General features: G+C 37.1%; 26 protein-coding genes. 10 read left to right on the top strand and 16 right to left on the bottom strand.

The window, feature by feature from the left end:
* Nucleotides 1-477 (bottom strand): xanthine phosphoribosyltransferase, encoded by a 477-nt coding sequence (gpt, locus tag ACA100_RS00130; RefSeq protein WP_077927109.1) that lies wholly within the window; start codon nt 475-477, stop codon nt 1-3.
* Between the two features lie 122 nt (nt 478-599).
* On the opposite strand from gpt, the gene rimO reads away from it, so the two are divergent.
* Genes rimO through nagZ form a run of 6 tightly spaced genes read left to right on the top strand, consistent with a single transcriptional unit; the run spans nt 600 to nt 6989 of the window.
* Nucleotides 600-1916 carry a 30S ribosomal protein S12 methylthiotransferase RimO gene (gene rimO / locus ACA100_RS00125; RefSeq protein ID WP_481078003.1) on the top strand — a complete coding sequence of 439 codons (1317 nt, stop codon included), beginning with the start codon at nt 600-602 and terminating at the stop codon, nt 1914-1916.
* Nucleotides 1917-1976: 60 nt separating this feature from the next.
* Nucleotides 1977-4070, top strand: a complete 2094-nt coding sequence (locus ACA100_RS00120; protein ID WP_481078002.1) for an EAL domain-containing protein — start codon at nt 1977-1979, stop codon at nt 4068-4070.
* A gap of 8 nt (nt 4071-4078) precedes the next feature.
* Nucleotides 4079-4591 carry an LPS-assembly lipoprotein LptE gene (locus ACA100_RS00115; protein WP_481078001.1) on the top strand — a complete coding sequence of 171 codons (513 nt, stop codon included), beginning with the start codon at nt 4079-4081 and terminating at the stop codon, nt 4589-4591.
* Complete coding sequence (dtd, locus tag ACA100_RS00110) at nt 4591-5028, top strand: D-aminoacyl-tRNA deacylase (protein ID WP_481078000.1); 438 nt, start codon at nt 4591-4593, stop codon at nt 5026-5028. Before ACA100_RS00115 ends, dtd begins: the two co-directional genes overlap by 1 nt.
* Nucleotides 5029-6039 carry a Holliday junction branch migration DNA helicase RuvB gene (ruvB, locus tag ACA100_RS00105; protein ID WP_481077999.1) on the top strand — a complete coding sequence of 337 codons (1011 nt, stop codon included), beginning with the start codon at nt 5029-5031 and terminating at the stop codon, nt 6037-6039.
* Nucleotides 6036-6989, top strand: coding sequence for a beta-N-acetylhexosaminidase (nagZ, locus tag ACA100_RS00100; RefSeq protein WP_481077998.1), 954 nt, complete (start codon nt 6036-6038; stop codon nt 6987-6989). The genes ruvB and nagZ overlap by 4 nt, the downstream gene beginning before the upstream one ends.
* On the opposite strand, the gene ACA100_RS00095 is transcribed toward nagZ, so the two are convergent.
* Nucleotides 6976-7701, bottom strand: a complete 726-nt coding sequence (locus tag ACA100_RS00095; RefSeq protein ID WP_481077997.1) for a hypothetical protein — start codon at nt 7699-7701, stop codon at nt 6976-6978. The two genes, nagZ and ACA100_RS00095, sit on opposite strands and share 14 nt — an antisense overlap.
* 166 nt (nt 7702-7867) lie before the next feature.
* Here ACA100_RS00095 and nfo point away from each other — a divergent pair, with 166 nt between their 5' ends.
* Together nfo and ACA100_RS00085 are read left to right on the top strand one after the other, a co-directional pair.
* On the top strand, nt 7868-8716 hold the full coding sequence (gene nfo, locus ACA100_RS00090; RefSeq protein ID WP_481077996.1) for a deoxyribonuclease IV: 849 nt from the start codon (nt 7868-7870) through the stop codon (nt 8714-8716).
* 2 nt (nt 8717-8718) lie between these two features.
* Nucleotides 8719-9477: a class I SAM-dependent methyltransferase gene (locus ACA100_RS00085; RefSeq protein WP_481077995.1), complete on the top strand. Its 759-nt coding sequence runs from the start codon at nt 8719-8721 to the stop codon at nt 9475-9477.
* Here the strand turns inward: ACA100_RS00085 and ACA100_RS00080 are convergent, their stop codons facing one another.
* Both ACA100_RS00080 and ACA100_RS00075 read right to left on the bottom strand, forming a co-directional pair.
* Nucleotides 9478-9873, bottom strand: coding sequence for a hypothetical protein (locus ACA100_RS00080; protein WP_481077994.1), 396 nt, complete (start codon nt 9871-9873; stop codon nt 9478-9480).
* A 55-nt stretch (nt 9874-9928) separates the two neighbouring features.
* Nucleotides 9929-11365 (bottom strand): hypothetical protein, encoded by a 1437-nt coding sequence (locus tag ACA100_RS00075; RefSeq protein ID WP_481077993.1) that lies wholly within the window; start codon nt 11363-11365, stop codon nt 9929-9931.
* Between the two features lie 102 nt (nt 11366-11467).
* On the opposite strand from ACA100_RS00075, the gene ACA100_RS00070 reads away from it, so the two are divergent.
* Nucleotides 11468-12145, top strand: a complete 678-nt coding sequence (locus tag ACA100_RS00070) for an HAD family hydrolase (RefSeq protein WP_481077992.1) — start codon at nt 11468-11470, stop codon at nt 12143-12145.
* Here the strand turns inward: ACA100_RS00070 and ACA100_RS00065 are convergent.
* The 10 genes from ACA100_RS00065 to ACA100_RS00020 all read right to left on the bottom strand — a co-directional run bounded on the left by ACA100_RS00065 (nt 12119) and on the right by ACA100_RS00020 (nt 21026).
* On the bottom strand, nt 12119-12679 hold the full coding sequence (locus tag ACA100_RS00065) for a YqgE/AlgH family protein (protein ID WP_481077991.1): 561 nt from the start codon (nt 12677-12679) through the stop codon (nt 12119-12121). The two genes, ACA100_RS00070 and ACA100_RS00065, sit on opposite strands and share 27 nt — an antisense overlap.
* Nucleotides 12669-13637, bottom strand: coding sequence for a glutathione synthase (gene gshB / locus ACA100_RS00060; protein WP_481077990.1), 969 nt, complete (start codon nt 13635-13637; stop codon nt 12669-12671). The genes ACA100_RS00065 and gshB overlap by 11 nt, the downstream gene beginning before the upstream one ends.
* A 76-nt stretch (nt 13638-13713) precedes the next feature.
* A complete protein-coding gene (locus ACA100_RS00055; RefSeq protein WP_481077989.1) occupies nt 13714-14454 on the bottom strand; it encodes a 16S rRNA (uracil(1498)-N(3))-methyltransferase in 741 nt (246 codons plus the stop codon).
* A gap of 3 nt (nt 14455-14457) precedes the next feature.
* Nucleotides 14458-15366 (bottom strand): lysophospholipid acyltransferase family protein, encoded by a 909-nt coding sequence (locus ACA100_RS00050; RefSeq protein ID WP_481077988.1) that lies wholly within the window; start codon nt 15364-15366, stop codon nt 14458-14460.
* 2 nt (nt 15367-15368) lie between these two features.
* Nucleotides 15369-16121 (bottom strand): MlaA family lipoprotein, encoded by a 753-nt coding sequence (locus ACA100_RS00045; RefSeq protein WP_481077987.1) that lies wholly within the window; start codon nt 16119-16121, stop codon nt 15369-15371.
* A gap of 39 nt (nt 16122-16160) precedes the next feature.
* Nucleotides 16161-16943 (bottom strand): ABC transporter permease, encoded by a 783-nt coding sequence (locus ACA100_RS00040; protein WP_481079132.1) that lies wholly within the window; start codon nt 16941-16943, stop codon nt 16161-16163.
* Complete coding sequence (locus ACA100_RS00035) at nt 16940-17875, bottom strand: ABC transporter ATP-binding protein (RefSeq protein ID WP_481077986.1); 936 nt, start codon at nt 17873-17875, stop codon at nt 16940-16942. Before ACA100_RS00035 ends, ACA100_RS00040 begins: the two co-directional genes overlap by 4 nt.
* The gene (gene rluB, locus ACA100_RS00030) at nt 17862-18887 is read right to left on the bottom strand and encodes a 23S rRNA pseudouridine(2605) synthase RluB (RefSeq protein WP_481077985.1); all 1026 of its coding nucleotides are present in this window, start codon (nt 18885-18887) and stop codon (nt 17862-17864) included. The genes ACA100_RS00035 and rluB overlap by 14 nt, the downstream gene beginning before the upstream one ends.
* A gap of 74 nt (nt 18888-18961) precedes the next feature.
* The gene (locus tag ACA100_RS00025; protein ID WP_481077984.1) at nt 18962-20341 is read right to left on the bottom strand and encodes a sensor histidine kinase; all 1380 of its coding nucleotides are present in this window, start codon (nt 20339-20341) and stop codon (nt 18962-18964) included.
* 4 nt (nt 20342-20345) lie between these two features.
* Nucleotides 20346-21026, bottom strand: a complete 681-nt coding sequence (locus tag ACA100_RS00020) for a response regulator transcription factor (RefSeq protein ID WP_481077983.1) — start codon at nt 21024-21026, stop codon at nt 20346-20348.
* Between the two features lie 137 nt (nt 21027-21163).
* Between ACA100_RS00020 and rpoN the strand changes: the two genes are divergently transcribed.
* Nucleotides 21164-22648, top strand: coding sequence for an RNA polymerase factor sigma-54 (rpoN, locus tag ACA100_RS00015; RefSeq protein ID WP_481077982.1), 1485 nt, complete (start codon nt 21164-21166; stop codon nt 22646-22648).
* A gap of 4 nt (nt 22649-22652) precedes the next feature.
* Here the strand turns inward: rpoN and ACA100_RS00010 are convergent, their stop codons facing one another.
* Nucleotides 22653-23420: an undecaprenyl-diphosphate phosphatase gene (locus tag ACA100_RS00010; RefSeq protein WP_481077981.1), complete on the bottom strand. Its 768-nt coding sequence runs from the start codon at nt 23418-23420 to the stop codon at nt 22653-22655.
* A 27-nt stretch (nt 23421-23447) separates the two neighbouring features.
* Nucleotides 23448-24068, bottom strand: coding sequence for a glycerol-3-phosphate 1-O-acyltransferase PlsY (plsY, locus tag ACA100_RS00005; protein WP_481077980.1), 621 nt, complete (start codon nt 24066-24068; stop codon nt 23448-23450).

Genomic DNA, 24068 nt, shown 5'->3' with positions numbered 1-24068 from the left:
TTATTGTTTGTTTTGATCACAAATTGGTGGAATGAAATGTACTGCTGTATCCCAAGGTTGTTCAATCCAAGTGTCTTGAGGAACATCCAATACGCTGAAATCCACTAATGGTTTGCCTTGTGGTTTTGCAAAAATCGTTACAAAGTAAGCTTTTGGATACAATTTACGGATAAGTTTAGCCGTATTACCTGAATCCACCAAGTCATCAATGATCACAAAACCTTCGCCTTCATTTGGCAGATTACATTCTTTGATCAATTGCATGTCTGTTTGATTTTGATAATCATGATAGCTTGCGATACATAATGTATCGACATAGCGAATGTTCAATTCACGCGCCACAATTGCAGCAGGCACTAATCCACCGCGACTAACGGCAATAAGACCTTTCCACTCTTGACGTTCGATTAAATGTTGAGATAAAGCTTTCCCGTGAACTTGGAGCATATCCCAAGTAACTAAATATTTTTTCGACATTTTGGTTTCCAGTAGATAGGGTTCTGATATAAAATGGTGGGTTATTATAGTTTTTTTTCTTTGATTACACCAGTCAAAACATTATCGGATTTGACTGGTTATCTTTTTTTGAAGGTTGAATTGTGACTACTCCTAAGATTGGCTTCGTATCCCTTGGCTGCCCTAAAGCATTGGTGGACTCTGAATATATTTTGACGCAATTGCGCACAGAAGGGTATGAAATTGTACCGAAATATGATGATGCAGATCTTGTAGTTGTCAATACATGTGGTTTTATTGATTCAGCGGTTCAAGAGAGCTTGGATGCGATTGGCGAAGCTTTGGATGAAAATGGTAAAGTGATTGTGACAGGTTGCTTGGGTGCAAAAGCTGATACGATTTTGGAAAAATATCCTAATGTATTAAGTGTCACTGGCCCACATGCTTTCCAAGAAGTGATGGCATCTGTGCATCATCATTTACCAAAACCACATGATCCATTTATGGATTTAGTACCACAAGCGGGTATCAAATTAACGCCAAAACATTATGCGTATTTGAAAATTGCAGAAGGTTGTAATCACAGCTGTACATTCTGCATTATTCCAACAATGCGCGGTAAACATCAGTCTTATCCAGTTGAAAATGTATTGAGCCAAGCTAAAAAATTAGCACAATCTGGTGTGAAAGAATTGTTAGTTGTGGCACAAGATACAAGTGCTTACGGTGTGGATGTTAAATATAAGCTAGGCATCGCTGATGGTAAGCCAGTTAAAACGCATATTCAGAATTTATGTGAAGAGTTGGCAAAATTAGATGTTTGGGTTCGCTTGCACTATATTTATCCATATCCACATGTGGATAACTTAATTCCATTGATGGCAGAAGGTAAAATCTTGCCTTACATCGATGTGCCAATGCAACATGCTTCACCAAGAATTTTGAAAGCAATGAAGCGCCCAGCTAACAGCGAAAATATGTTAAATCGCATCAAGAAATGGCGTGAAATTTGTCCTGAAATCACTATTCGTTCTACATTCATTGTTGGTTTCCCTGGCGAAACTGAAGAAGAATTCCAAATGTTATTGGATTTTATTGAAGAAGCTCGTTTGGATCGTGTGGGCGCATTCATTTATTCTCCTGTGGAAGGCGCACCCGCCAATGATATTGCAGAGTTTATTCCTGCTGAAATCCAAGAAGAGCGTTTAGCACGCTTCATGGAACTTCAAGCAAAAATTTCTGAAGAAAAATTACAAGCTAAAGTTGGACAAGTATTCGATGTGTTAATTGATGAGTTTGATGCTGAAGAAGGCGTTGCAATTGGTCGTACAATGGCAGATGCACCAGAAATCGATGGTTTAGTCTACATTGATGATGCAGATCATTCTGTTGTTGGTCAAATTGTTAAGGTTCAAATTGAAGAAGCTGATGTGTACGATTTGTATGGCCGATTAATCTAATGAGATTTTCATTTATTTAAGCTAGAATGTTTGAGTCAGAATTAAAGGAAGCAGATAATAATGAGCAACGAGATTTACAAGATACTCTATGTTGAAAATAATGCTGAAAAAGTAACACAGCTTCGACAATTGATTCGTGCTAACAGTTTGGATGGTAAAATCACATTTGATGTGGTAACAACAGACTCTGTTGAGGGCATTAATGTTGCTGTGAGTAAAGGTGATTGTGATCTCGTTATATTGCAAGACTCTCCTAAAGTTCCCATTCTTAAAGAAGTGCACAATGCGATTGGCATGAAAGCAACGCCAGTTTTAGTTTTGGTGAATGAAGATCAGTTTCTAGAAAAACGCCAAGTTATGATTCAAGAAGGCGCTGTGGATGTTGGTACTTTGCAACAAGGCGATGTGTTATTTAAGCAAATTGTCCGTGCTATTTTTGAGCTGAAAACACAGATTGGTTACCGTGATACTTTAGAAAAAAATGCAAAGTTAACAGAAATCACTGAGCAATTTGCTTCCAGTTCAGAGGATTTGATTGCATATTTTGGTACAGATGATGGTATTTTTATTTATGCCAATGATGCATTTTTACAGTATTTTGGTTTTAAATCTTTCAATGATCTCGCTGCAACAACCGTATTAGAATATGTCACAGCTGATGAATCTGCCCAGTTTAAGAAAATGATGAAGATCGTTGGAAAAACGGGGAAAGAGCAATCTGAAACATTATCATTGAAGCATCCTGATGGGCATTTAGTTGCTGAAAGTGTTGTGCTTAAACAGGCAATGTATGAGGAAACTCCGTGCTTAGAATTGTTTGTGAATAAAGGGGCAAATAGTGGTACAGCGCCTGTTGTACAAATGGAAGCGCAGCCAATCTCTGAACAAGCAAAATTTTACGATCGTTTATCATTCATTCAAAATTTGTCTAACTTTGTCGGCAGCTCATCATGGCTAGTAGGGCTTGTATTGCAAGACTATTTTGCTTTTCGTAAAAAATATGGTGTAGATGTTTTGGAAGAGTATTTTCTGAATTTATCCAAACATTTAGGTGTGCAAATTAACAATTTACATTATGCGCGCTATTCGGATGAGAGTATTGTATTGTTGCTAACAAATAGCGATATGACGAAAGTAGATCGTTTAGGTATGGCGATTGTATCGAGCTCAGAAGGTTATGTATTTAATTCTGGTGATGTTGCCTTGCAAGGTAAATTTTCTTTTGCTTATACGAATTTGGGTGATTCTGTTGCAACGATTTCTGATGCTTGTATGCGTTTAGATGAACTGGCAGGATTATTAGATTCTCGCGTTGTTTTCACTGATGATGAGAATAGTACGTCCGAACAGGCAAATGCTATGGATGCAGAAAGTGCCGCAGCTCAAGAAGATGGCGGTGTTGATGAGGAATTTGTTCCATTGTATCAAGGTTTAAAAAATCATCGTATTAAACAAGCTTATGTGCCTGTTGTTGATTTTTCTATGAAAGGTCAGGAAAATTATATCACCTCTTTTAACTTATATGATGAAGCTGGTGAATTAGTCGTTTGGAATAAGAGCTTTACATATACTTCGCACAACCCTTTAATGTGTAAATTAGATCAATTTATGATGGAAAGCGCCGTGGCAAGTTTGAAGGCGGCAGAAATTGATAATAAGCGTTTGATTATTCCTATGTCTATGTATTATTTAGAAAGATCTGCTGAACTCATTGAGTGGATTAAGAAAATTGGGCATGATGTCTTCTCTGATAAAAAAGTTTGCATTGGTTTAGCTGAAGAAGTTGTGAACGATCATTTTGAGTCCGCAAAAAAATTCTTCCATGCATTAAGTGAAGCGGGTTATGCTGGTATGGTTTACGACATCGTGGATATTACATCTACAAAAGTTGCCGAATTGGATATTACGCTTATTGCTTTATCTGAAAACTGTATTGGTAGAATGAGCCGAAATATCTCAAGTGAAGAGATGATGAAATTTCCAAAATTATTGGCAACAATGTCAGAAAAAGGCGCAAGTGTTTTGGCAATGGGCGTGAATTCTCCAACAAGTATGACGTTAGTCTGGGAGTATAATATTCCATATGCATGTGGCAATATGATTGGATCTCCAACGTTAGCACTTGACTTTGATTTCTCACAAATGATGATGTAATGAGTTTTATGATGCGTAAATTAATATTATTTTTGTCTGTGATAATTATCGCAGGTTGTGGCTTTAAATTGCGTGGTGCGATTATTTGGCCTGTAGAGTATCAAAATGTGTATATGGTTGATTACGACTCAACTCAGCGCCATACTTTTTATGCATATGCTAAGAACTTTTTCCCTAAACATGTTGTGATTGTGGATAATCCATGGAATGCAGATATGATTATCCAAGTATTATCGGAAAATCAAACCACACGAACTGTTTCTGGCCTAGCAGCTAACCGTGAAACGGAAGAAGTTGTGACTTTGAATATTTCTGTTCAAGTTTTCGATCAAGCAGGGAAGATGATCATGCCTGCAACTACGTTGATGCGTGAACGAGATTTTACATACGATGAATCTAATTTGTTAGGTAAATCGACAGATCAACAAGCTGTGTCTAATACGTTGCGTCAAGAAACCGCTGCGATGTTTATGCGTAGATTAGAGGCTGCAATGCGAAATATTGATGAGATAAAACAGTAATGATTGCATTGATACAAAGAGTGAATTGGGCGGAAGTCAAAGTGGGGGCTCAATCTGTAGGTAAAATCAATCAGGGTATTTTAGCATTGGTTGCTGTTGAAAAAGGTGATACTGAGGCATCTGCGAAAAAAATGATGGAAAAGATAGTAAATTATCGTATTTTCTCAGATGACAATGGCAAGATGAATTTATCATTACTAGATACTCAAGGTGAACTTTTATTAGTATCACAATTTACGTTATTGGCGAATACGGATAAAGGTCGTCGTCCTTCTTTTAGTGAAAGTCCTGATCCTGTAGTAAGTAAAGCATTATTTGAATACAGTATTGTTTGTGCTAAAACTTTAGTGAGTAAAGTTGAGCAAGGGCAGTTTGCAGCAGATATGAAGGTATCATTAGAAAATGATGGCCCTGTGACATTTTGGTTGAAAGTATAGATGATTGAGTCTGATCGAATTTTAATTAGTGGTGAGAAACAACGAGAAGAAGTTGTTGTTGATCGTGCCATTCGTCCTAAATATTTGAATGATTATACTGGGCAAGAAGCGCTTCGTAATCAGTTGGATATTTTTATCCAAGCTGCGAAAAATCGCAGTGAAGCTTTGGATCATGTTCTGCTATTTGGTCCACCTGGATTGGGTAAAACAACGTTAGCACATATCATTGCCAATGAATTGGATGTAGGGTTAAAGCAAACTTCAGGTCCTGTTTTAGAAAGAGCTGGGGATTTAGCTGCTTTGCTAACAAATTTAGAGCCCAATGATGTATTGTTCATTGATGAAATTCATCGTTTAAGCCCAATGATTGAAGAAGTTTTATATCCTGCGTTAGAAGATTATCAATTGGATATCATGATTGGTGAAGGGCCTGCTGCACGTTCTATTAAGATTGATCTGCCGCCATTTACATTAGTGGGTGCGACAACAAGAGCAGGCTTATTAACATCTCCTTTGCGTGATCGTTTTGGCATTATGTCTCGTTTACAATTTTATTCTAATGCAGATTTAACTTCTATTGTGTTACGTTCAGCGGGTTTATTGAATGTTGAATTAACACAAGAAGGTGCTGAGGAGATTGGTAAACGTTCTCGTGGCACGCCGCGAATCGCGAATCGTTTACTACGACGCGTGCGCGATGTGGCAGAAGTTCGATCTAATGGCGTTATTGATGTTGTCATAGCTCAAGAAGCATTGAATATGTTAGAAATTGATGCTTATGGATTAGATGAGCACGATCGTCGATTGCTTCAATTGATTGTAGAAAAATTTGCAGGTGGGCCTGTTGGTTTAGATACAATTGCATCAGCATTGGGTGAAGATCGTGGTACACTAGAAGATGTTATCGAACCTTACTTAATTCAAGAAGGTTTTTTAATGCGCACACCAAAAGGTCGTGTAGCAACGTCTAAATGTTGGCAGTATTTTGGCATAGCACAAGAGGAATCATGAATCGAATTGGTGGTTTAATCATTGGGTTACAAGGTCATGAATTAACACAAACAGAACAACAATGGTTGCAACATCCATTGGTTGTGGGTGTTATTCTTTTTACGCGCAATTATATCGATAAAGAGCAATTAATTAATTTAACGCGAAATATCCGTGAAATTAACCCTAGTTTACTCATTTCTGTGGATCATGAAGGTGGTCGTGTTCAGCGTTTTCGTGAAGGTTTTACAAAGCTACCGGCCATGAATACATTGGAGGAAACCTATCATAATGATCCTAAGCTAGCATTAAGAACATCATATTCTTATGGTAAAACAATTGCGACAGAATTGGCATCTGTCGGTGTTGATTTCACATATGCACCAGTTTGTGATATCAATTATGGACAAAATGATGTCATTGGTGATCGTGCATTTCATAGCGATCCTGTGACGACAAGTTTATTGGTTCAGGCTTTTTATTTAGGATTAAGATCACGAAATAGCATTGGTGTTGCTAAGCATTTTCCAGGGCATGGTTATGTGGCAATTGATACTCATTTGGGCTTGGCTATTGATGATCGACCGCTACAAGAAATTATTCAAAATGATCTATTGCCATTTAAGACTTTGATTGAAGAAGGTATTGAAGCAATTATGCCCGCACATATCATTTATAAAAATTTTGATGCTGAGCATACGGCAGTTTCATCACCTAAGTGGATGAGTTATTTGCGTGATGATTTAGGTTTTGATGGTTTAATCATCAGCGATGATTTGGACATGAAAGGTGCGGAACATTTGGGTGATATTGTTGATAAAGCACAAAGATGTTTTGATGCAGGTGTAGATATTCTTTTGTGTTGCAATGATTTCGATACCATTGAGCAACTCTTAACGCGCTTAAGTGATGCGCAAATTTCTGAGGATGTTCAACAAAGATTGGATTTTGTACAAACTAAGCTTGCTTGATGTTTTGTAATTGATCAATAGGGCAATGGCTGCCAATTTCATATGCAAGAATCTCATCATTATTGCGATAAGCATAAGCGTAGTGCTCATCATAATAGTGCCAAATATAAATAAGATTAGGATGAGATTTCGTATCTAGCTTTAAGAGCTTAATCAATTTAGCATTGAGTTTATAACAACCTATAAATGTTAAATCATAAGCTTTTAAGCCGTCATCATCTACTAATAAATCACCATATTCATAACGAACATATTTCGGAAGTAATCGTTCTTCTGAATCGCTTAATCCTGTTTTGCCAAACCAGTCTGCTGTTTCTAAAATATGTTCTTCTGCTAAATCATTGCGAATAAAAATATCATCAGTGATTGTATTATCTGGCAACGCATAAAAAAATTCTGATTTACAATGGCCAGAATAAACAAGAGATGGGTTTGGATTGGCTAATGGAATGAGTACGTTATGCATGCCTTCAATTAAACTTGGCGCATTGGATTCTGATAGCCAAAAAAATTGCGTGATTGTAATATGCAATGCGGAATCAATTGGATAAAATTGTTGAGTGACTTCAATGGTTGTATGTTCAGATATGTCACCAATAACTAACTGCTCACGTTCAGGTAGCTCACGCAAGGTTTTGTATGATTTGTTCTTCAAATCTTGAACAATTGATTCAAAAATCTGATTATCATGCTGATGTATTTGCTGTAACACAACTACTTCTCCCTTTGATCCAATGATATTAGTTTACCGATTACAATAAAAAATACTTTGACCTACGATCATCTTTTTGGTTGTTAAAATATTTTTATTCTCTGAAAGGGATTGGCCTTTTTAGTATCATACGGATGAAATGATTAAGAATGACTAGGAAACGACTATGACTTATTTTGTGGGTGCTCATGTGAGTGCTGCGGGCGGTGTTGATCAAGCGCCTAAACGAGCTAAAGAGATTGGTGCCAATGCTTTTGCATTATTTACAAAAAATCAACGCCAATGGAAGGCAAAACCGCTTGATCCTAAAGTGATTGCTAATTTTAAGAAAGAGTGTTTTGTGTTAGGTTTTACAGGTGAACAAATTCTACCGCATGATAGTTATTTGATTAATCTTGGTCATCCTGAAACAGAAGGTTTGGAAAAATCACGAGCGGCATTTTTAGATGAAATGCAGCGCTGTGAGCAATTGGGTATTAAATTATTAAACTTCCATCCTGGTAGTCATTTAAACAAAATTTCTATATCAGAATGTTTGGCTAAAATTGCTGAATCCATCAATATTACTTTAGATCAAACTCAAGAAGTGGTTGCCGTGATCGAGAATACAGCAGGGCAAGGTTCTAATTTGGGTTTTGAATTTGAGCAATTAGCTGAAATTATCGATCAAGTGGAAGATAAAAGTCGAGTGGGCGTTTGTATTGATACTTGTCATACTTTTGTGGCAGGCTACGACTTACGCACGAAAGAAGATTGTGAAAAAACTTTTAAAGCTTTTGATGAGATTGTGGGTTATCAGTATTTGCGAGCAATGCATGTGAATGATGCTAAAACAGATTTTGCGAGCAAAGTGGATCGTCATGATTCATTAGGGCAAGGAAAGATTGGTTTAGCGCCTTTTCAATTCATCATGCAAAATTCACAATTTGAGAATATACCGCTCATTTTAGAAACTACAAATCCTGAAATTTGGGATCAAGAGATTGGTTTATTGCGCAGTTTTATTCAGGAATAATTATGGAATCGTTGCCTTTAATTATTAAAAACTCAGAAAACTCATTAGATGCCTTGCCTTTAGTCAATGATTTTGTGGTTCAGGAAAAACCTTATGAATTACCATCATTTGTATGGGATGGTGAAAGTTTATATTGGCAAGATGCAGAAAATCAGAAGCTTAAAGTGGATTTTGCATCACCAAAGCAACTATGGCGATTTTCTAAATTGAATAAAGCGCAAGAGCCTATCTTGCGTGCGCTGAAATGGAAGAGTAATGATCCTCAATCCGTTTGGGATTTAACGGCAGGTTTAGGGCGCGATGGCGGTATGTTGGCTTATTCAGGATTTACAGTAACATTTTTTGAACGAAATCCCACCTTACAGATTTTATTGTCAGAATCCATTCACAGTTTAGAAAATGAATTACCAGAAATGGCCGCGCGCATTACATTAGAGCGCAGAAGCTCTATTGATTATTTAAAAGCTGTACTCAATGATCCTGAGATTGAATTGCCTGATAATTGCTATATGGATCCAATGTATCCGCATCGTAAAAAATCAGCGTTGGTTAAATTGGATTTGCGTATGGTGAGAGATTTGGTTGGGGATGATCCTGACAGCTCAGAATTATTGGCGGTAGCATTGGAACTTTTAAAAAGTGATCGAGGATTGCAGCGCGTTGTGGTTAAACGCCCTGCAAAATCCGAATATTTGGGTGATTTTAAACCCAGTTATAGCGTTGATGCACCGAATACTCGATTGGATGTTTATGTACCTTAATTATCGGCCAGGTTGAGAAAGATTGCCATAGAGTTTTACTGTGGCACTGCTTCCACTGAAGTTACAGTTGAAAAAACCTGGGCGTGCGCCTGGTGAATGTATATCTTGGATAATGGCATATTTCTTTTTAGTGGCATCTTTTTTTAATTCAATCAGAGCATCGAGTGCTGCATAAATGCAGGTCTGTTTTTGGCTGCCTGTAAAATCATGGGATCCCGTTGCATTAATTGATTTTTTACCTTGCTTGGCTTGACCAAACCACATATAAGGTTGACCTTTTAGAACAGGTTTACCTTCTTTACTATTTTTAGCATCATAAAGAGAATATTGTTGTGCGTTTGCAAATCCCATAGATACGCTGACTAAGATTAGTGCGTATAATATTTGTTTGTGCATTGATAAGCTCCAAGTTATATTTTTGATTTATCTTCGTACTATAAATCATTATGAATCAATACGCATTGATATTCGATAATTTCTCAATCAATAATTTTATGGGTGAAACCTCAGTAGTATCTTCTAATTCCGAAAATTCTTGGGATATTTTCGGTAATAATCTCAATTCTATGGATTGTACAAAATCATTGAAGTGTTCATTGCTTTCATTATGTTCGGTAAATGTGTCATCTGATTCTTCATTTTCATCATTGAAAAAGTCAGAGAAAAGCATATCACTATCCTCAAATAACCACGGTGATGATAGTGTATCAGCGAATATTTCAAGTTGTGGTAAATATTCTTGTGCAATGGCCAAATTAATTCCCGTGTCATGCCAATACAAAAGTGTTTGGATGGCAATGTCGTGAATCATTGTATCGTATTCATCATTGATGCTATCTGAAAGTGCCATTTCAATCATCCTATTATTGGGGAATTGAATGTGTCGATGACTAAGATAAGCACCATATCGTCGCCATGGCTGATCATGCATAATCCATGTGGATAATAGTGCTTGATCTTCTTTAGCGCGAACAATGTATTGCAGTGCAAGATGAAGGGAATATTCAATATCATTTTGCGCTAATAAAGGTAAAATTAATGCGCGTATAGCATCGCAATTATGATCAATTTGAGCAGAAAGTTTTGCCAAAGCCAATAGATAATCTGCGTAGCAGTTATCATTGAATTGTTGGGATTCGGTAGACAATAAATGATAAAACTTGTCTAAAAAAGCTTTTGTGGGCTGCTTAATCTGGTTGAATACATCGAAAGGAATATCATAAAAACCTTCACGTTCTTGTAAGCTTTGCAGCGCGATGATTTGTAGCGTTGCACTATCATTAATGAGATCAGCAATCAGTGATGGATTTAAATAATTATGAGTTAATAATTGCGATAAGAGTGGCTGGAATAATTCATCTTGGGCATGATTATCGCGAATTTTTCTAATAAGTATTTCGCAAAATTCTAGTTCATTGTCTTTCATTAAATTCGAGATAATGGAAAGCGTTTCTGGATAATCTTGAATGACAGCGTTCAACCATTCAACCATTCCGATCATCATGGGAAATTGTTGATGATCCATTGGATTGGTGATTGGATAAGCTAGATCTTTAGGATGGATAATGATAGATGTAGCTGGTTGTGGTTCAGTTGAATTGTATTCGTCACCTAAAAACATATCGAAAGAATTTTGTTCCTCAATGATTTTACGAGCAAGATAAAAAATTACATGTTCTATGAAGGTTTGAGCATCCAATGCATATTTTTCTGCCAATGTTTCTGGCGTTGTTCTTAACAGTTCGTATGGCGTTGCATCATTGCTAGAGCCTTTTTGATTGTGGGTAATCATTGAGTAGAATAGATTATCAGCCAAAATTCGGCGATTTTCGTCAGGTGATAGAAACTCTGGAATCACTTTTAAGAAATCGTCTTTTGTATAAAGCATTGTTTGTCCTATGATTGATGAATTTCCAGTTTATCTTAGCGAAGTTATCGACTTTTAGAAAACCTTTTCTATAATGTAGGCAGTTAATATGCAGGAGCTAAAATGAGAGAAATCCGCGGAGCGATTTTTGATGTAGATGGATTGTTATTTAATACAGAGCAGTTGTATTGCGACATTTGTATTGATTTAGCGCCAAAATATGGCATTGAGAATTACAGTCAAGAATATTACAAAAAATACATTGGCACTTCTAATAATGTGTTGTATGAAGTCTATCAACAAGATTTTCCATTTTTGAGTATGACGGACATTGAGCGCTTCATTAAAGCTGTGCAAACAGTTGCTGCATCTTATTTAGAAGAAGGTAATGTTGAGATGAAAGCGGGCGTTAAAGAGATTTTAGGCTTTCTCGGGCAACGTAATATTCCTTGCGTGATCGCTTCTAATAATCATACAAGATTCATTGAGTCTATGTTAAAACATCATGATATTTCAGAATATTTTGAGCGAGTTTATTCATTTGATGATGTTGTGAATCCGAAGCCTCATCCTGAAATCGTGAATAAAGCTTCGGATTTTTTAGGATTAGATAAACAATCATTGGTGATGTTTGAAGATTCTTTTAATGGCGCAACAGCAGCAATTTCTGCCAATGTTCCAGTGATTATGGTGCCAGATATGTTGCCTGCACCAGAAGAGCTTCGCGATCACTTATTACAAGAGTGCGAAACTCTTCATCATGCTCAAGATTTTTTAAGCGCTACCCATTTGTTCAGATAAGTTGTGAAGATTAACGCCAGAACTTTCAAATAATTCATTCCATAGTAGCTCTTTATTGTCTCTAGAAAATAGAAATTGCTTATCAAAAGGAATGGGCATCCAAATGTTATTTTTCAGTTCATCATTAAATTGTTGCGTATCCCAAACGGAGTAACTATCCACAATAGAATGTGAAATTTCAGGATAAGAGTCAATGATCGTGCTGATAACATCGGCAGATGTTGTTAAATCAATGCCAGGTGTAATTTCCACAGCTTTGCTCCATTTTTGAATATGCTCATGGAGTACAAATAGCTCTTTCAGGCGAACAGGTCCGCCTGATATAAAGTTCAATTTGCCAATGTCGTTAGGGGCTATATCCAAAGCATATTGTTCTTTGAGTTCATAGTGAGACAAAAGATTTTGTTGATTGATAATAATCCCTAAGACGAATTGATCTGTATGTTCCACAATAAAAATCACAGAGCGATGAAAAACTTCATCGTCAATGTGTGGCATGCTGATCAAAAATTGACCGCGATAATTAACTGACATTGCGTTTATTTTTCCACTCTTCAATCAATACAGAGATTAAATCTTGTCCGACAGGAATGCCTGTTGAATTTTCAATTTGGCGGATTCCCGTTGGGCTTGTGACATTAATCTCTGTTAAATAATCACCGATAACATCTAAACCTACAAAATATAAACCACGTTTTTTCAGTTCAGGTGCAACTTTTGCACAGATCTCAAAATCACGTTCAGATAATGGTTCTACTATGGCAGTTCCACCAACCGCTAGATTTGCGCGTGTTTCGCCTTCAGCGGGAATTCTTGTCATTGAATAGGGGATAGGTTCACCATTGATGAGCAAAATGCGTTTGTCACCTTTTGTAATCTCAGGAATGTAGCGCTGAATCATTACTGTTGTTTTTTGATGTTCAGTTAATGTTTCCATAATCACATTAAGATTAGGATCAGTTTCTTGGATTCTAAAAATCGCACTGCCGCCCATGCCATCTAAAGGCTTGATGATGGTATCGTGATGTTTAGCAATAAAGTTTTTCAGATGTTCATACTGGCTGGTGATCAATGTTGGCGGGCATAATTCAGGGAACCAAGCTGTGTATAATTTCTCATTACAATCACGCAAAGATCTTGGACTATTGCAAACCAATGCACCTTGTTTTTCTGCCAACTCTAAAAGATATGTCACATAAATATAATGCATATCAAAAGGTGGATCTTTACGTTGTAGAATGATGTCATTTTCAGTAAAAGTAATGACTTCTTTGTCATCTAGCTGATACCAATCATCTTGTGTTAAATCAAGATCGACTGCTTGCACCGTCGCTTTGACAACAGTTTCATCCACAAAAATGGCAGATGGATCAACATAATAATAATCATCCACAAGGTTTTGAGCAGCCATCATCATAGATAATGTACTGTCTTTATGGATATTCAAGCTATGCATTGGATCCATAATGAAGAATATGCGAGGAAGTTTCATGACAGTTTCCTAAATTGATAGTATTAAAAGCAATGATGCCACTAACAATGGTGACTGTACAGATGAAAAACAAGGGCTACGCCCAATCTCCTAAGCAAGAATGAAGGCTACTTAATACAGATAAAGCTGCTGTTTCGGTGCGTAATATCCTGTTGCCTAATGATACAGGATGACAGCGAGGATGTTCTGAAAGGAAGGATAGTTCATTATCACTAAAGCCACCTTCTGGCCCAATGATGATGCCAAAATCTACCTGAGCAGCAGATTGATCATTCAACCATTGCCCCAAAGATTGCTTGGCTGTTGGTGACAAAATTAGATAAGGGCGATCGTCTAATATGTCTTCGATAGTTTTTAGAGAAGCAAAGTCAGTTAAAGTTGGAATGATATTTAATCCACATTGTTCGCAAGCACTTTCTACAATGCCTTGCCAATGTGCTAATTTTTTATCCTGTTTATCACTAGCGCTGAGTTTAAAGCTACTATGTTCGCTCGTAAAAGGCGTGAGTTTTGTAATACCTAATTCAGTCGCTTTTTGAAAAACAAAATCCATTTTATCGAATTTAGCAAAGCTTTGAATGAGGTGAATATTCAACCGAGACGAGCGATTATTTTCATCAAAATTTGTGATTTTAACCAATAAAGAGCGCTTATTAATGGCAGTGATTTCTGCCTGATATTCTCCGCCTTCACCATTGAATAAGGTTAATTCATCACCTTCTTTTTTACGCATTACGCGCACAATGTGATTGAATTGGGGATCGGTTAATTCAATGGTGGCATTAACAGCCAATGGCAAAGCAATATAAATACGCATAGATTAATGATATCGGTTAGGTTCGCCTTCTGGCGCGGTTTTAAAACGTTTATATGTCCATAGATATTGTTCAGGAGATTTTCTAATCTCAGTCTCTATGGCTTGATTCAATACAGTGATGGATTCTAAAGTATCATCACTTTGCAATTGATCATTAATTTTGATGAGTTCAATCGTAAATGTACCTGATGAAAGATTCCGTTTAGAAGCCACGATATAAGCAGGAATTTTAAAGCGATTGGCTAACTTGGAAACCAATGTCATTGTGCTGGCTTCTAATCCAAAAAAAGGTGCAAACATACCATCCTTAGCACCAGGATCTTGGTCGGGTAAAATGCCAACGCTTCGACCATTTTTCATAGCCTTCATCATGTCGCGAATGCCTTGAGCAGTTGTTGAGACTAATGTTGCACCATTTTTACCACGACCTTCAATGATTAATGGATCAATGTACAAGCGGCTAGGGCGATATAAAGTTGCTAAAGGATAGAGGGATGATGCATATAAACCACTTAACTCCCAAGAACCAAAATGTGGTGTGATGAAGATCATCTGCTCAAAATTCTTTTGATCTTCTGCAAATTCAGCTGGCAATGTAATATTTGTCACTGATTTTAAGATTGTTTCGTAAGAATTGAGCCACATAAAACTTAATTCAAACATTGTTGCGGTATTGTGGCGCAATGTTTGGTGGAGCAATTGTTTTTGTGCATCTTCTGATAAGTCAGGGAATGCTAGTGCGATATTTTGTTTCGCAATCTCTTTGGTTTGGTTGGGCAATACAATTAACAGTGCTGCAATTGCATTGGAAAATCGATACAGTGTTTTCAGTGAAAAACAGGCAAAGAACTTTAATAAAGCTGTGATAGCTTTTGCGCGAATTCGGCGACGTAAAGGTATCGAGTTATTCATAATTATTGGGCTGCATTTTGACGTGCGATGTCAGAGATTGAGAATTCTTCTTCATCGTCATCATAGGAAGTTTTTGTTGCATCAATGCCAATCTCTTTGAGTTGATTTGCACGATACTGAAGTACCGATTCACGTTGGAAAACATAGTTGTCCAGAGAGATTCGTTTGGATAATTTATCAGCTTCGAGTAAATCAGCGCGTGCATTCACATTATCAATGATACCAATGGCAATTTCACCTTTGACATTCATAACATAAACACGTGGATCAGTAATAAACATATCTACACCTAAACCAACCTGATCACGTACAGTGCGAGGTGGTAAGAAAGGTAATAGGAAATAGCTAGATTCTTCCCAGCCATAATAGGCTAAAGTCATACCAAAATCTGACGTTTTATATTCAGGTAATTTGAAAGTGCTTGTTAAGTCAACTAATCCGCCTAAACCAAATGTACTGTTGAATACAAAGCGATGTGTAGATTCCAAGAATGCGGTGATTCTACCTTGCAATAAATTATTGACCATATTGCGAGGTTCAGTGAGATTATTGACGGCATTACCAATGCCATCGCGCATTAAATTCGGCGTAACAGTACGATATCCCGTTGCTACAGGTTTGAGTAACACTTCATCCAATGTTGTATTGAATGCATAGACTTTACGATTATACTTTTCGTATGGGTCAGCAGGATTATTGCCAGCACAGCCAGCTAATAATAAAACGCCAAAAATTAGCGAAGAAAACTTTATCATGGTGGTTAAACTCTAAAATTTATCATTATTGGATCGGAATTAGTATTTTAAACCAATGCCTTTATTCATTAAATATGTTGCAACGAAACAGAGTGTTGCAAATAAAGCGCATAAAATTGCGATCGTCCAGCCGATACTAATGTCAGAAATACCTAGCATGCTGTAACGAAAACCATTGACCATATACAAAATTGGATTAAAGTACGACAGTTTTTCCCAAAAGCCCGGCAAAAGGCTGACTGAGTAAAATACGCCGCCAAGATAGGTTAATGGTGTTAAAACAAAGGTTGGAATAATAGAAATGTCATCAAAAGATTTAGCAAAAATCGCATTGATGAATCCTGCTAATGCAAAAACCGCTGATGTTAAGAAAAAGATCAGAATAGTCAAAGGAATATTGTGGATGGAGATCGGCGTGAAAAATAGCGTCACAATTGTCACAATCACACCAACAAAAAGACCGCGGGCAATACCGCCAGCAATATAGCCTGCGATGATTAATATATTGGACATCGGAGAGACTTGCAGCTCTTCCACATAATGTTGGAATTTTGCACCAAAAAATGAGGAAACTACGTTTGAATAGCTATTATTAATTACTGTTAACATAATTAAGCCAGGTGCAATGTATTCAGAATAGCTGAATCCACCCATTTCACCGATGCGAGATCCTATGATTTGCCCAAATATGATGAAATATAAAGCAGTTGTGATCGCTGGTGGCAACAATGTTTGTGGCCAAATGCGTATAAATCTAAGAATTTCTTTGATTAAAATCGTTTGGAAAGCGATCCAATTGACACTTTGACGATTCACTTCTATGATTCCTTTTGACTGGTGAGTTTGATGAATAATTCTTCTAGACGATTGGCTTTATTGCGTAAAGTTTCGACTTTAATGCTATGAGATTGTAATGTATCAAATACTGTCGTCACAGTATGTGGTTTTGCAATTTCAACTTCCAATGTCAGAGGATTAATGGCTTTGAATGTTAGGCCTTCAGAATTATCAGGTATTTTATTCAATGGCTCACTTAAGCTTAGGACAAAAGATTCAGATTGTAGTTGTCTTAATAAACTATCCATCGAGCAGTGCTCTACGATTTCCCCATGATTAATGATGGCGATATTTTTACACAGCAACTCAGCTTCTTCTAAGTAATGTGTCGTAAGAATAATTGTTGTGCCTGTTGCGTTGATTTTTTGTAGTAAATCCCACGTTTGGCGTCTGATCTCAATATCAACACCAGCAGTTGGTTCATCCAAAATTAATAACTGAGGCTCATGCATTAAGGCGCGTGCAATCAATAAGCGACGTTTCATGCCGCCTGATAAATTTCGAGCCATTACTTTGGCTTTGTCAGTCAGATTCAGAAGTGCTAAATACTTTTGGGCACGTTCTTTGGCGATTTTTCTTGGTACACCAAAATAACCCGCTTGATTGATTAAAATATCTTCACAAGGTTCAAATTGATTGAAGTTAAAATCTTGTGGAACTAAACCGACCAATGATTTAGCGCTGCGCATTTCAGATTTATGATCGTGGCCAAAAATTTCTATATGTCCACGAGTCGCATCTAATAAACCTGTAATGATGCTAATGGTTGTGGATTTTCCCGCACCATTAGGGCCAAGCAAGGCAAAAAAGTCACCTTGCTCAACAGTTAAATTAATGCCTTTTAAAGCTTCTTTGCCATTGTGATAAGTTTTAGCTAAATCTGTAATGGCAAGTGCTGGTTTTTTAGTCTCTATCATATCTACGATTATTTGGTTTAGATGATCTTGTTGGACGTTCAGATGATGTACGACCAGCTGTTCTATTTGCTGAGCGCGCTGTGCGATCTGTACGTTCGGAAGATCTGTTGGCTGATCTTCTTGTCTCAGAAGATCCAAATTCTGCTCTCATTTTACCTGTTGAAGTTGATGATGAACGAGGTTTGCTTGGCTCTGAGTTGTTGGAAAAGCGCTTTGCTGGTTTTGCTTTATAAGCAGTTTTTCTATTTTCTGGTGGCTCATAGAAGTTTTCAATGCGAAATGGCATGTTTGCATCTTCTAAAATGGCTTTGGTTGCATCGATGTCTAGATCAATTGAATGGCCTTGACGCAATGATTTAGGCATTGTGTAACTACCATAACGAATACGCATTAAACGTGAAACAGTTAAGCCTTGAGATTCCCATAAGCGACGAACTTCACGGTTTTTACCGCCTTTGAGGATAACGTGATACCAAATGTTAGCACCTTCACCGCCTGAATAAAGAATCTCATCGAACTTTGAGATGCCATCTTCAAATTCAACACCTGTTTTCATTGCCGTGACCATCTCTTCTGTCAACGTTCCTAAAACGCGAACCGCATATTCACGTTCCACTTCGCTGGAAGGGTGCATCATTTTATTGGCAAATTCACCATCATTGGTTAACAGTAATAAACCTTGAGTGTTGATATCTAAGCGGCCAATAGAAATCCAACGACCATTTTTAATGGGCGGCAAGCTATCAAAAATTGTTTTGCGGCCTTCAGGATCATTGCGAGTTGTCACTTCACCAATAGGTTTGTGATATGCAATGATGCGGCGCACTAAAGGAGAATCATCAAGTTTAATGGGCTTGCCATCTACTAGGATTTTTTCCGAACCATCTACAGTTGTACCTAATATTGCAATTTTACCATTAACCGAAACTCTGCCTTCGCGAATCCAATCTTCCATAGCGCGACGAGAGCCTAAGCCCAAATTAGCTAATACTTTTTGTAAACGTTCGCTCATAATTAACCCAATCAAACTTGATATAAAAGGATACCATTCTACTCGAAAATGGGCGTTAATCCTAACCTATTTATTTAATTGTCTGGAATGAGCGGTAATTTAATTAAAACGATCAAACCTTCATCTTCCGCATTCTTAAAGATTAAAGAACCGTTGTGATAACTGACAATAGCTTGTGTGATCGTTAATCCTAAGCCGTAACCGCCATCGCGTTTATTGCGTGCGCTATCTACACGATAAAAAGGTTTAGTTAGGAATGGAATGTTCTCTTCAGGTACGCCACAACCATGATCACGCACACAAATGACAGCTTCATGAGTGTTATTGTCTCGATTCAATGAAACTTCAATTTTAGTGTACGGTTTTGTATGGAATAGGGCGTTGCGAACAATATTTTCAACGGCGCGCTCAAGCTTAAGATATTCGCCAAGTACAATTAATTCTTGGTCGATATCCACATGAAAAAGTACGCCTTTATTTTGCTTTGAAAATTCAAATGAAGCATCATCAATAATCGATTCTAATAACGCTGTTAAATGGATAGGTTCAGCAGTTTTATCTAGTGTTTGATGATTTTGTAATGGGCGAAGATAATTGAGAATTTCATCAATTAATTCATTTAAACGCAAGCCTTCATTTTCGATACGATCTAGCAATTCTTTATAGTCGAATTTATGGAATTGACGATCTTTAAGAAGATTGATGGCAAGTTTTTGTCTTGCTAGAGGTGAACGAAGTTCGTGCGCAATGTCAGAAATCATCTCTTGTTGGCTCTTTTGGAGCTTGGTGAGATTATGAACCATTGTATTGAATGTTTGTGCAAGTTCTTTGATTTCTGGCGTTGCGTTTTGTGTAGCTTCAGGCGGGATAATTTGTAAATTACCTTTACCCACTTGTTGTGCTGTTTTCACTAATATTTCTATAGGGCGCAAGAATCGTCTTGCCCAAAAGAATGTGAAAAATAGGATGAGCGCAAATATCGGGATGCTTCTTAGAATAAATCCTTCAGTTGATAGACTGAAATAGAGCACAGAATGGCTAGGGTTTTTGACCTCTATGAGATACAGATTATTTTCTTTATCAGTAAAATAGATGAGCTGATTCTGTTTGATGTTGCTCATTTCAAATAATTCAGTGTGAGCTTTGAGTACATTTTGATTGGCAGTAATCGCGCCAAGGTAGTAGACAGATAAATATTCAGAGTATTTATTGGCGAGTGTTTCGATTGTGGATATAGGATCACTAATGTCATCATCATTGCCCGCAATGACTAGATTGGACAGCACAGGAATGACTTCCGCATGATAGATCTCTTTCCATTCGTCATTGTAATCATCGGCAATATAAACGTATGCCAATTGTACTGACAGCACAATAATGCTGTACGCCAGTACAACTGACAACCAAGCCCTAAAAAGAAAACTTTTAGAAAACTCTTTCAATTTAAGGCGCATATTTTTATACACTCAACTGATAGCCACGGCCACGAACGCTTTTGATTTCAACATCTTCATCCATAATTTTTTTACGGATATTTGAGATGTGAACATCTAAGCTACGATTAAATGGTGGTAACTTTTTGTGCATTGCTTGCATTGAAATTGTATCTTTTGGAACAACCGCACCAGGATTTTCTGCCAATACCACAAGAATTTCATACTCAATACCTGTTAAATCAATTGGTTTTTGGTTGATGTAGAAAATTCTTTTTTGTTTATCCCAATGTATTTTATCTTTTTCAAAGCTTTCTACAGCAGGGATGGTTGTTTGGCTTGCACGACGCAAAATGGCTTTAATTCTCGCTAATAATTCGCGAGGCTCAGGTGGTTTTGCGATATAATCATCAGCACCTAATTCAAGACCTAAAATACGGTCAATCGGCTCAGATTTAGCTGTTAACATAATGACAGGTAAATTAGGATGCACTTGGCGTAATTGTTTTAATGTTTCAATACCATCTAACTTCGGCATCATGACATCTAATAGGCAAACATCAAATAAAGATGTTTGTGCAATCGCTACAGCTTCATTGCCATCGTGGGCCACGACAATCTCAAGGCCTTCACCAGAAAGGTAGGTAGACAATAGTTCTGAAAATTCAATATCATCATCAACAAGTAATAATTTTTTATTATTCACACTGCATCCTATAAATTACAAAAAAGTTGGGAAAAAAATCTGATCATCTGTATTTAACCATGTATAACTATACAATATTATTGTGAATTATTTCACATAAAGTTGTTTTGATTGATTCTGTGATACACTGCCGAAACATGAAAATTAAATCTAGTATAGTACAAAAACAGTCGCAAACGATGGTATTGACTCAGTCAATGCAGAATGCGCTAAAAATTTTACAATGTTCCCAACAAGAATTGGAACAAGAAATTTCTGTATTTTTAGAAGAAAATATGATGATAGAACAAGGTGTTAATAATGACAACGAGTTTGATGCATCATCTTATGATTTAGAAATCGGTAGTTTAAAAAATGATCAAAATGATAATAATACGATTGATCATGAAAATTCTTCTCTTGATCTAGATCAGGAAACACCTTTTGAGGTGATCGAAGATTGGAGTAGCTATGAGGATAGCGGTGCTACGGATTATGGTAGCTATAATCAACATGGTGATGAAAGAGAAGGCTTCGATAGTAATACTTACGATGTTTCATTGGAAGAACATCTTTTAGATCAGCTGATGCTATTGAAATTATCTACAACGGATCAATTGATTGGCGCTTTTGTAATTGATGCATTGGATGATAGTGGTTATTTTACACAACCTGCATCTATAATTATTGAGGCTTTATCAGAACAGTATCCTGATTTAGAGATTGAAGAAGATGAAGTGATGATGGTGCTTCGTCATATTCAGCAGTTTGATCCACCTGGGATTGGTGCGACTTCATTGGAAGAATCTTTAATTCAACAAATTAAACAGTTGGAACCAAAGCCTTATTGGCAAGAAGAGGCAATAGATTTATTGCAGTATCATTCTAAGTGGTTATTACAGCATGATTTAAAGCGCATTGAGCGCAACTATTACTTTTTAGAAGAAGAAGTGATAGAGATGTTGGAAGGCTTTAAAAGTTTAAATCCTTATCCTGCGGTCAATTATCGTGGATACAAAGTGGAAGCTGTCAAACCCGACATCATTGTTCTGCAAAAAGGTGAAAGGCTTACGGTAACATTGAATGAAGAGGTTTTGCCAAAGCTTCGCATTAATCGTAAATATGCAAAATTAGCACAGCGTGTAAAAATGGAAGGCCGTGATCTCATGCGTTCTCAACTAACAGATGCACGTTTTTTCTTGAAAAGTATTGAGGATCGCTTTGATACTTTATTGAAAGTAGCAACAGCCATTGTAGAGGCGCAGCAACCATTTTTTTTACACGGACAAAAAGCAATGAAAAGCTTAAGAATGTTTGACATTGCCGAAGCCGTTTCATTGAATGAATCTACAATTTCACGCACGGTTGCTGGTAAATATTTGATTTGCTCTCAAGGTACTTATCCATTGAGTTTCTTTTTTACGAATCAAATGACATCAGGCGATGAAGATACTTCTGGTGTTGCGATTCGTGCAGTTTTGCAGGAAGTTATTGATGAAGAGGATAAGAGGAAACCGCTCAGTGATCAAAAACTTCAAGAGCTTTTAGAGGCTAAAGGCCATGAACTGTCCCGTAGGACAGTTGCTAAATATAGAGAAATGCTAGGTATTCCAAGTTCAACGCAGCGTAAGCGTTTAGTTTGATATTTTAAAACATCGCTAAAATTAGAATGCCAAATAAAATTCTATAAACACCAAAGGCTACAAAAGTGAATTTTTCTAAGAATTTTAGAAAGAGTTTAATGACAGCTAAAGCTACAACAAATGAAACCACAAAACCAATCGCAAGATTGAGCCAATTACCATCTTGGAAGATTTCATTGTGGTGTTTATAAAGATCATAAGCAGTGGTTGCACACATGACTGGCACGGCTAATAAGAAGGAAAATTCAGCGCTAGCTTTACGATTTAAACCAACCAACATTGCACCTACAATACTTGCACCAGCTCTGGATGTCCCTGGGATCAATGCAAAGACTTGCGCGATGCCTATATATAAAGCTTGCTTAAAGCTCACATCTTCAACATCTATAATATGAGTTTTTTGTTCGTCATAGAATTTTTCTACAATGAGGAATGCAATCCCGCCAATGATGAACATCCAAGCCACAATATCAATACTGAACATCGCTTTGACTTGTTTGGAAAAGATGAAGCCAATGATGGCAATGGGTAAAAATGCAATTGTGATTTTTACCCACAATTTGGTGTGTTTAAATGTGAACTTGGAAGGATAAATAACAACCAAAGCAAGAATTGCTGCGAATTGAATGATGATCTCAAAGGCTTTGTTGACGTTGTTCTGTTCTACGCCCAAAAACTCACTTAAAACAATTAAATGGCCAGTGGATGAAACAGGGATGAATTCTGTGATGCCTTCAATGATCCCAAGATAGATTGCGTCTAAAATTGTCATTCAACAATCCTTTATATTTTTGAATGGTTAATGATTATTTTTTGAGGTGAGTTTTTTCTCTTCACCTTTTAAAATGCGCTGAATATTTGCTTTGTGACGAATGATTAACAAAATATCCATGATCACAACGGCAATGACAACAGAAATGGATGCATCGAATAACCATAAATAAATGGGTGCAATGACTGCTGCTGTTAAAGCGGATAAAGATGAAATTCTAGAGAGCGCAAACACCACCAGCCATGTGCCAAAAGCACATAAGGCAACCCAAAGATTTAAGCCAATGATACAGCCTAAAGCAGTGGCAACGCCTTTTCCGCCCTTGAATTGGAAGAAAACAGGGAATAAATGCCCTAAAAATGCTGCTAAAGCTGTCAATGCAATGAGTAGTGATTCTACGGGGAAAAGTAATTTTACAATCACAACAGGTATCAATCCTTTGAGTAAATCACCAACCAATGTAATGGCTGCTGCTTTTTTGCCGCCGATGCGCATCACATTGGTTGCACCTGGATTATTGGAGCCTGTTGTTCTTGGATCTGGCAATCCCATGATTTTGCATGTAATGATAGCCGCAGATAACGAGCCAATCAGATAAGAAAGAATCACGAAAACGGGATAAATAAACATTTGTAATGTTGCTGACAT

Source organism: Wohlfahrtiimonas sp. XWW7 (assembly GCF_056716055.1).
The sequence above is the reverse complement of the archived record's forward strand: the minus strand, read 5'-3'. Positions and strand labels throughout refer to the sequence as shown.

Excerpts from the sequence above, each read along its gene's own strand:
- ACA100_RS00085 (WP_481077995.1), top strand. The coding sequence starts at position 8,719 with ATGGAATCGTTGCCTTTAATTATTAAAAACTCAGAAAACTCATTAGAT.
- ACA100_RS00010 (WP_481077981.1), bottom strand. The coding sequence starts at position 23,420 with ATGACAATTTTAGACGCAATCTATCTTGGGATCATTGAAGGCATCACA.
- dtd (WP_481078000.1), top strand. The coding sequence starts at position 4,591 with ATGATTGCATTGATACAAAGAGTGAATTGGGCGGAAGTCAAAGTGGGG.
- gpt (WP_077927109.1), bottom strand. The coding sequence starts at position 477 with ATGTCGAAAAAATATTTAGTTACTTGGGATATGCTCCAAGTTCACGGG.
- ACA100_RS00025 (WP_481077984.1), bottom strand. The coding sequence starts at position 20,341 with ATGCGCCTTAAATTGAAAGAGTTTTCTAAAAGTTTTCTTTTTAGGGCT.
- ACA100_RS00070 (WP_481077992.1), top strand. The coding sequence starts at position 11,468 with ATGAGAGAAATCCGCGGAGCGATTTTTGATGTAGATGGATTGTTATTT.
- ACA100_RS00075 (WP_481077993.1), bottom strand. The coding sequence starts at position 11,365 with ATGCTTTATACAAAAGACGATTTCTTAAAAGTGATTCCAGAGTTTCTA.
- plsY (WP_481077980.1), bottom strand. The coding sequence starts at position 24,068 with ATGTCAGCAACATTACAAATGTTTATTTATCCCGTTTTCGTGATTCTT.
- rpoN (WP_481077982.1), top strand. The coding sequence starts at position 21,164 with ATGAAAATTAAATCTAGTATAGTACAAAAACAGTCGCAAACGATGGTA.
- ACA100_RS00120 (WP_481078002.1), top strand. The coding sequence starts at position 1,977 with ATGAGCAACGAGATTTACAAGATACTCTATGTTGAAAATAATGCTGAA.
- ACA100_RS00115 (WP_481078001.1), top strand. The coding sequence starts at position 4,079 with ATGATGCGTAAATTAATATTATTTTTGTCTGTGATAATTATCGCAGGT.
- ACA100_RS00045 (WP_481077987.1), bottom strand. The coding sequence starts at position 16,121 with ATGATAAAGTTTTCTTCGCTAATTTTTGGCGTTTTATTATTAGCTGGC.
- ACA100_RS00065 (WP_481077991.1), bottom strand. The coding sequence starts at position 12,679 with ATGTCAGTTAATTATCGCGGTCAATTTTTGATCAGCATGCCACACATT.
- ACA100_RS00080 (WP_481077994.1), bottom strand. The coding sequence starts at position 9,873 with ATGCACAAACAAATATTATACGCACTAATCTTAGTCAGCGTATCTATG.
- ACA100_RS00050 (WP_481077988.1), bottom strand. The coding sequence starts at position 15,366 with ATGAATAACTCGATACCTTTACGTCGCCGAATTCGCGCAAAAGCTATC.
- nagZ (WP_481077998.1), top strand. The coding sequence starts at position 6,036 with ATGAATCGAATTGGTGGTTTAATCATTGGGTTACAAGGTCATGAATTA.
- rluB (WP_481077985.1), bottom strand. The coding sequence starts at position 18,887 with ATGAGCGAACGTTTACAAAAAGTATTAGCTAATTTGGGCTTAGGCTCT.
- gshB (WP_481077990.1), bottom strand. The coding sequence starts at position 13,637 with ATGAAACTTCCTCGCATATTCTTCATTATGGATCCAATGCATAGCTTG.
- nfo (WP_481077996.1), top strand. The coding sequence starts at position 7,868 with ATGACTTATTTTGTGGGTGCTCATGTGAGTGCTGCGGGCGGTGTTGAT.
- ruvB (WP_481077999.1), top strand. The coding sequence starts at position 5,029 with ATGATTGAGTCTGATCGAATTTTAATTAGTGGTGAGAAACAACGAGAA.
- ACA100_RS00035 (WP_481077986.1), bottom strand. The coding sequence starts at position 17,875 with ATGATAGAGACTAAAAAACCAGCACTTGCCATTACAGATTTAGCTAAA.
- ACA100_RS00055 (WP_481077989.1), bottom strand. The coding sequence starts at position 14,454 with ATGCGTATTTATATTGCTTTGCCATTGGCTGTTAATGCCACCATTGAA.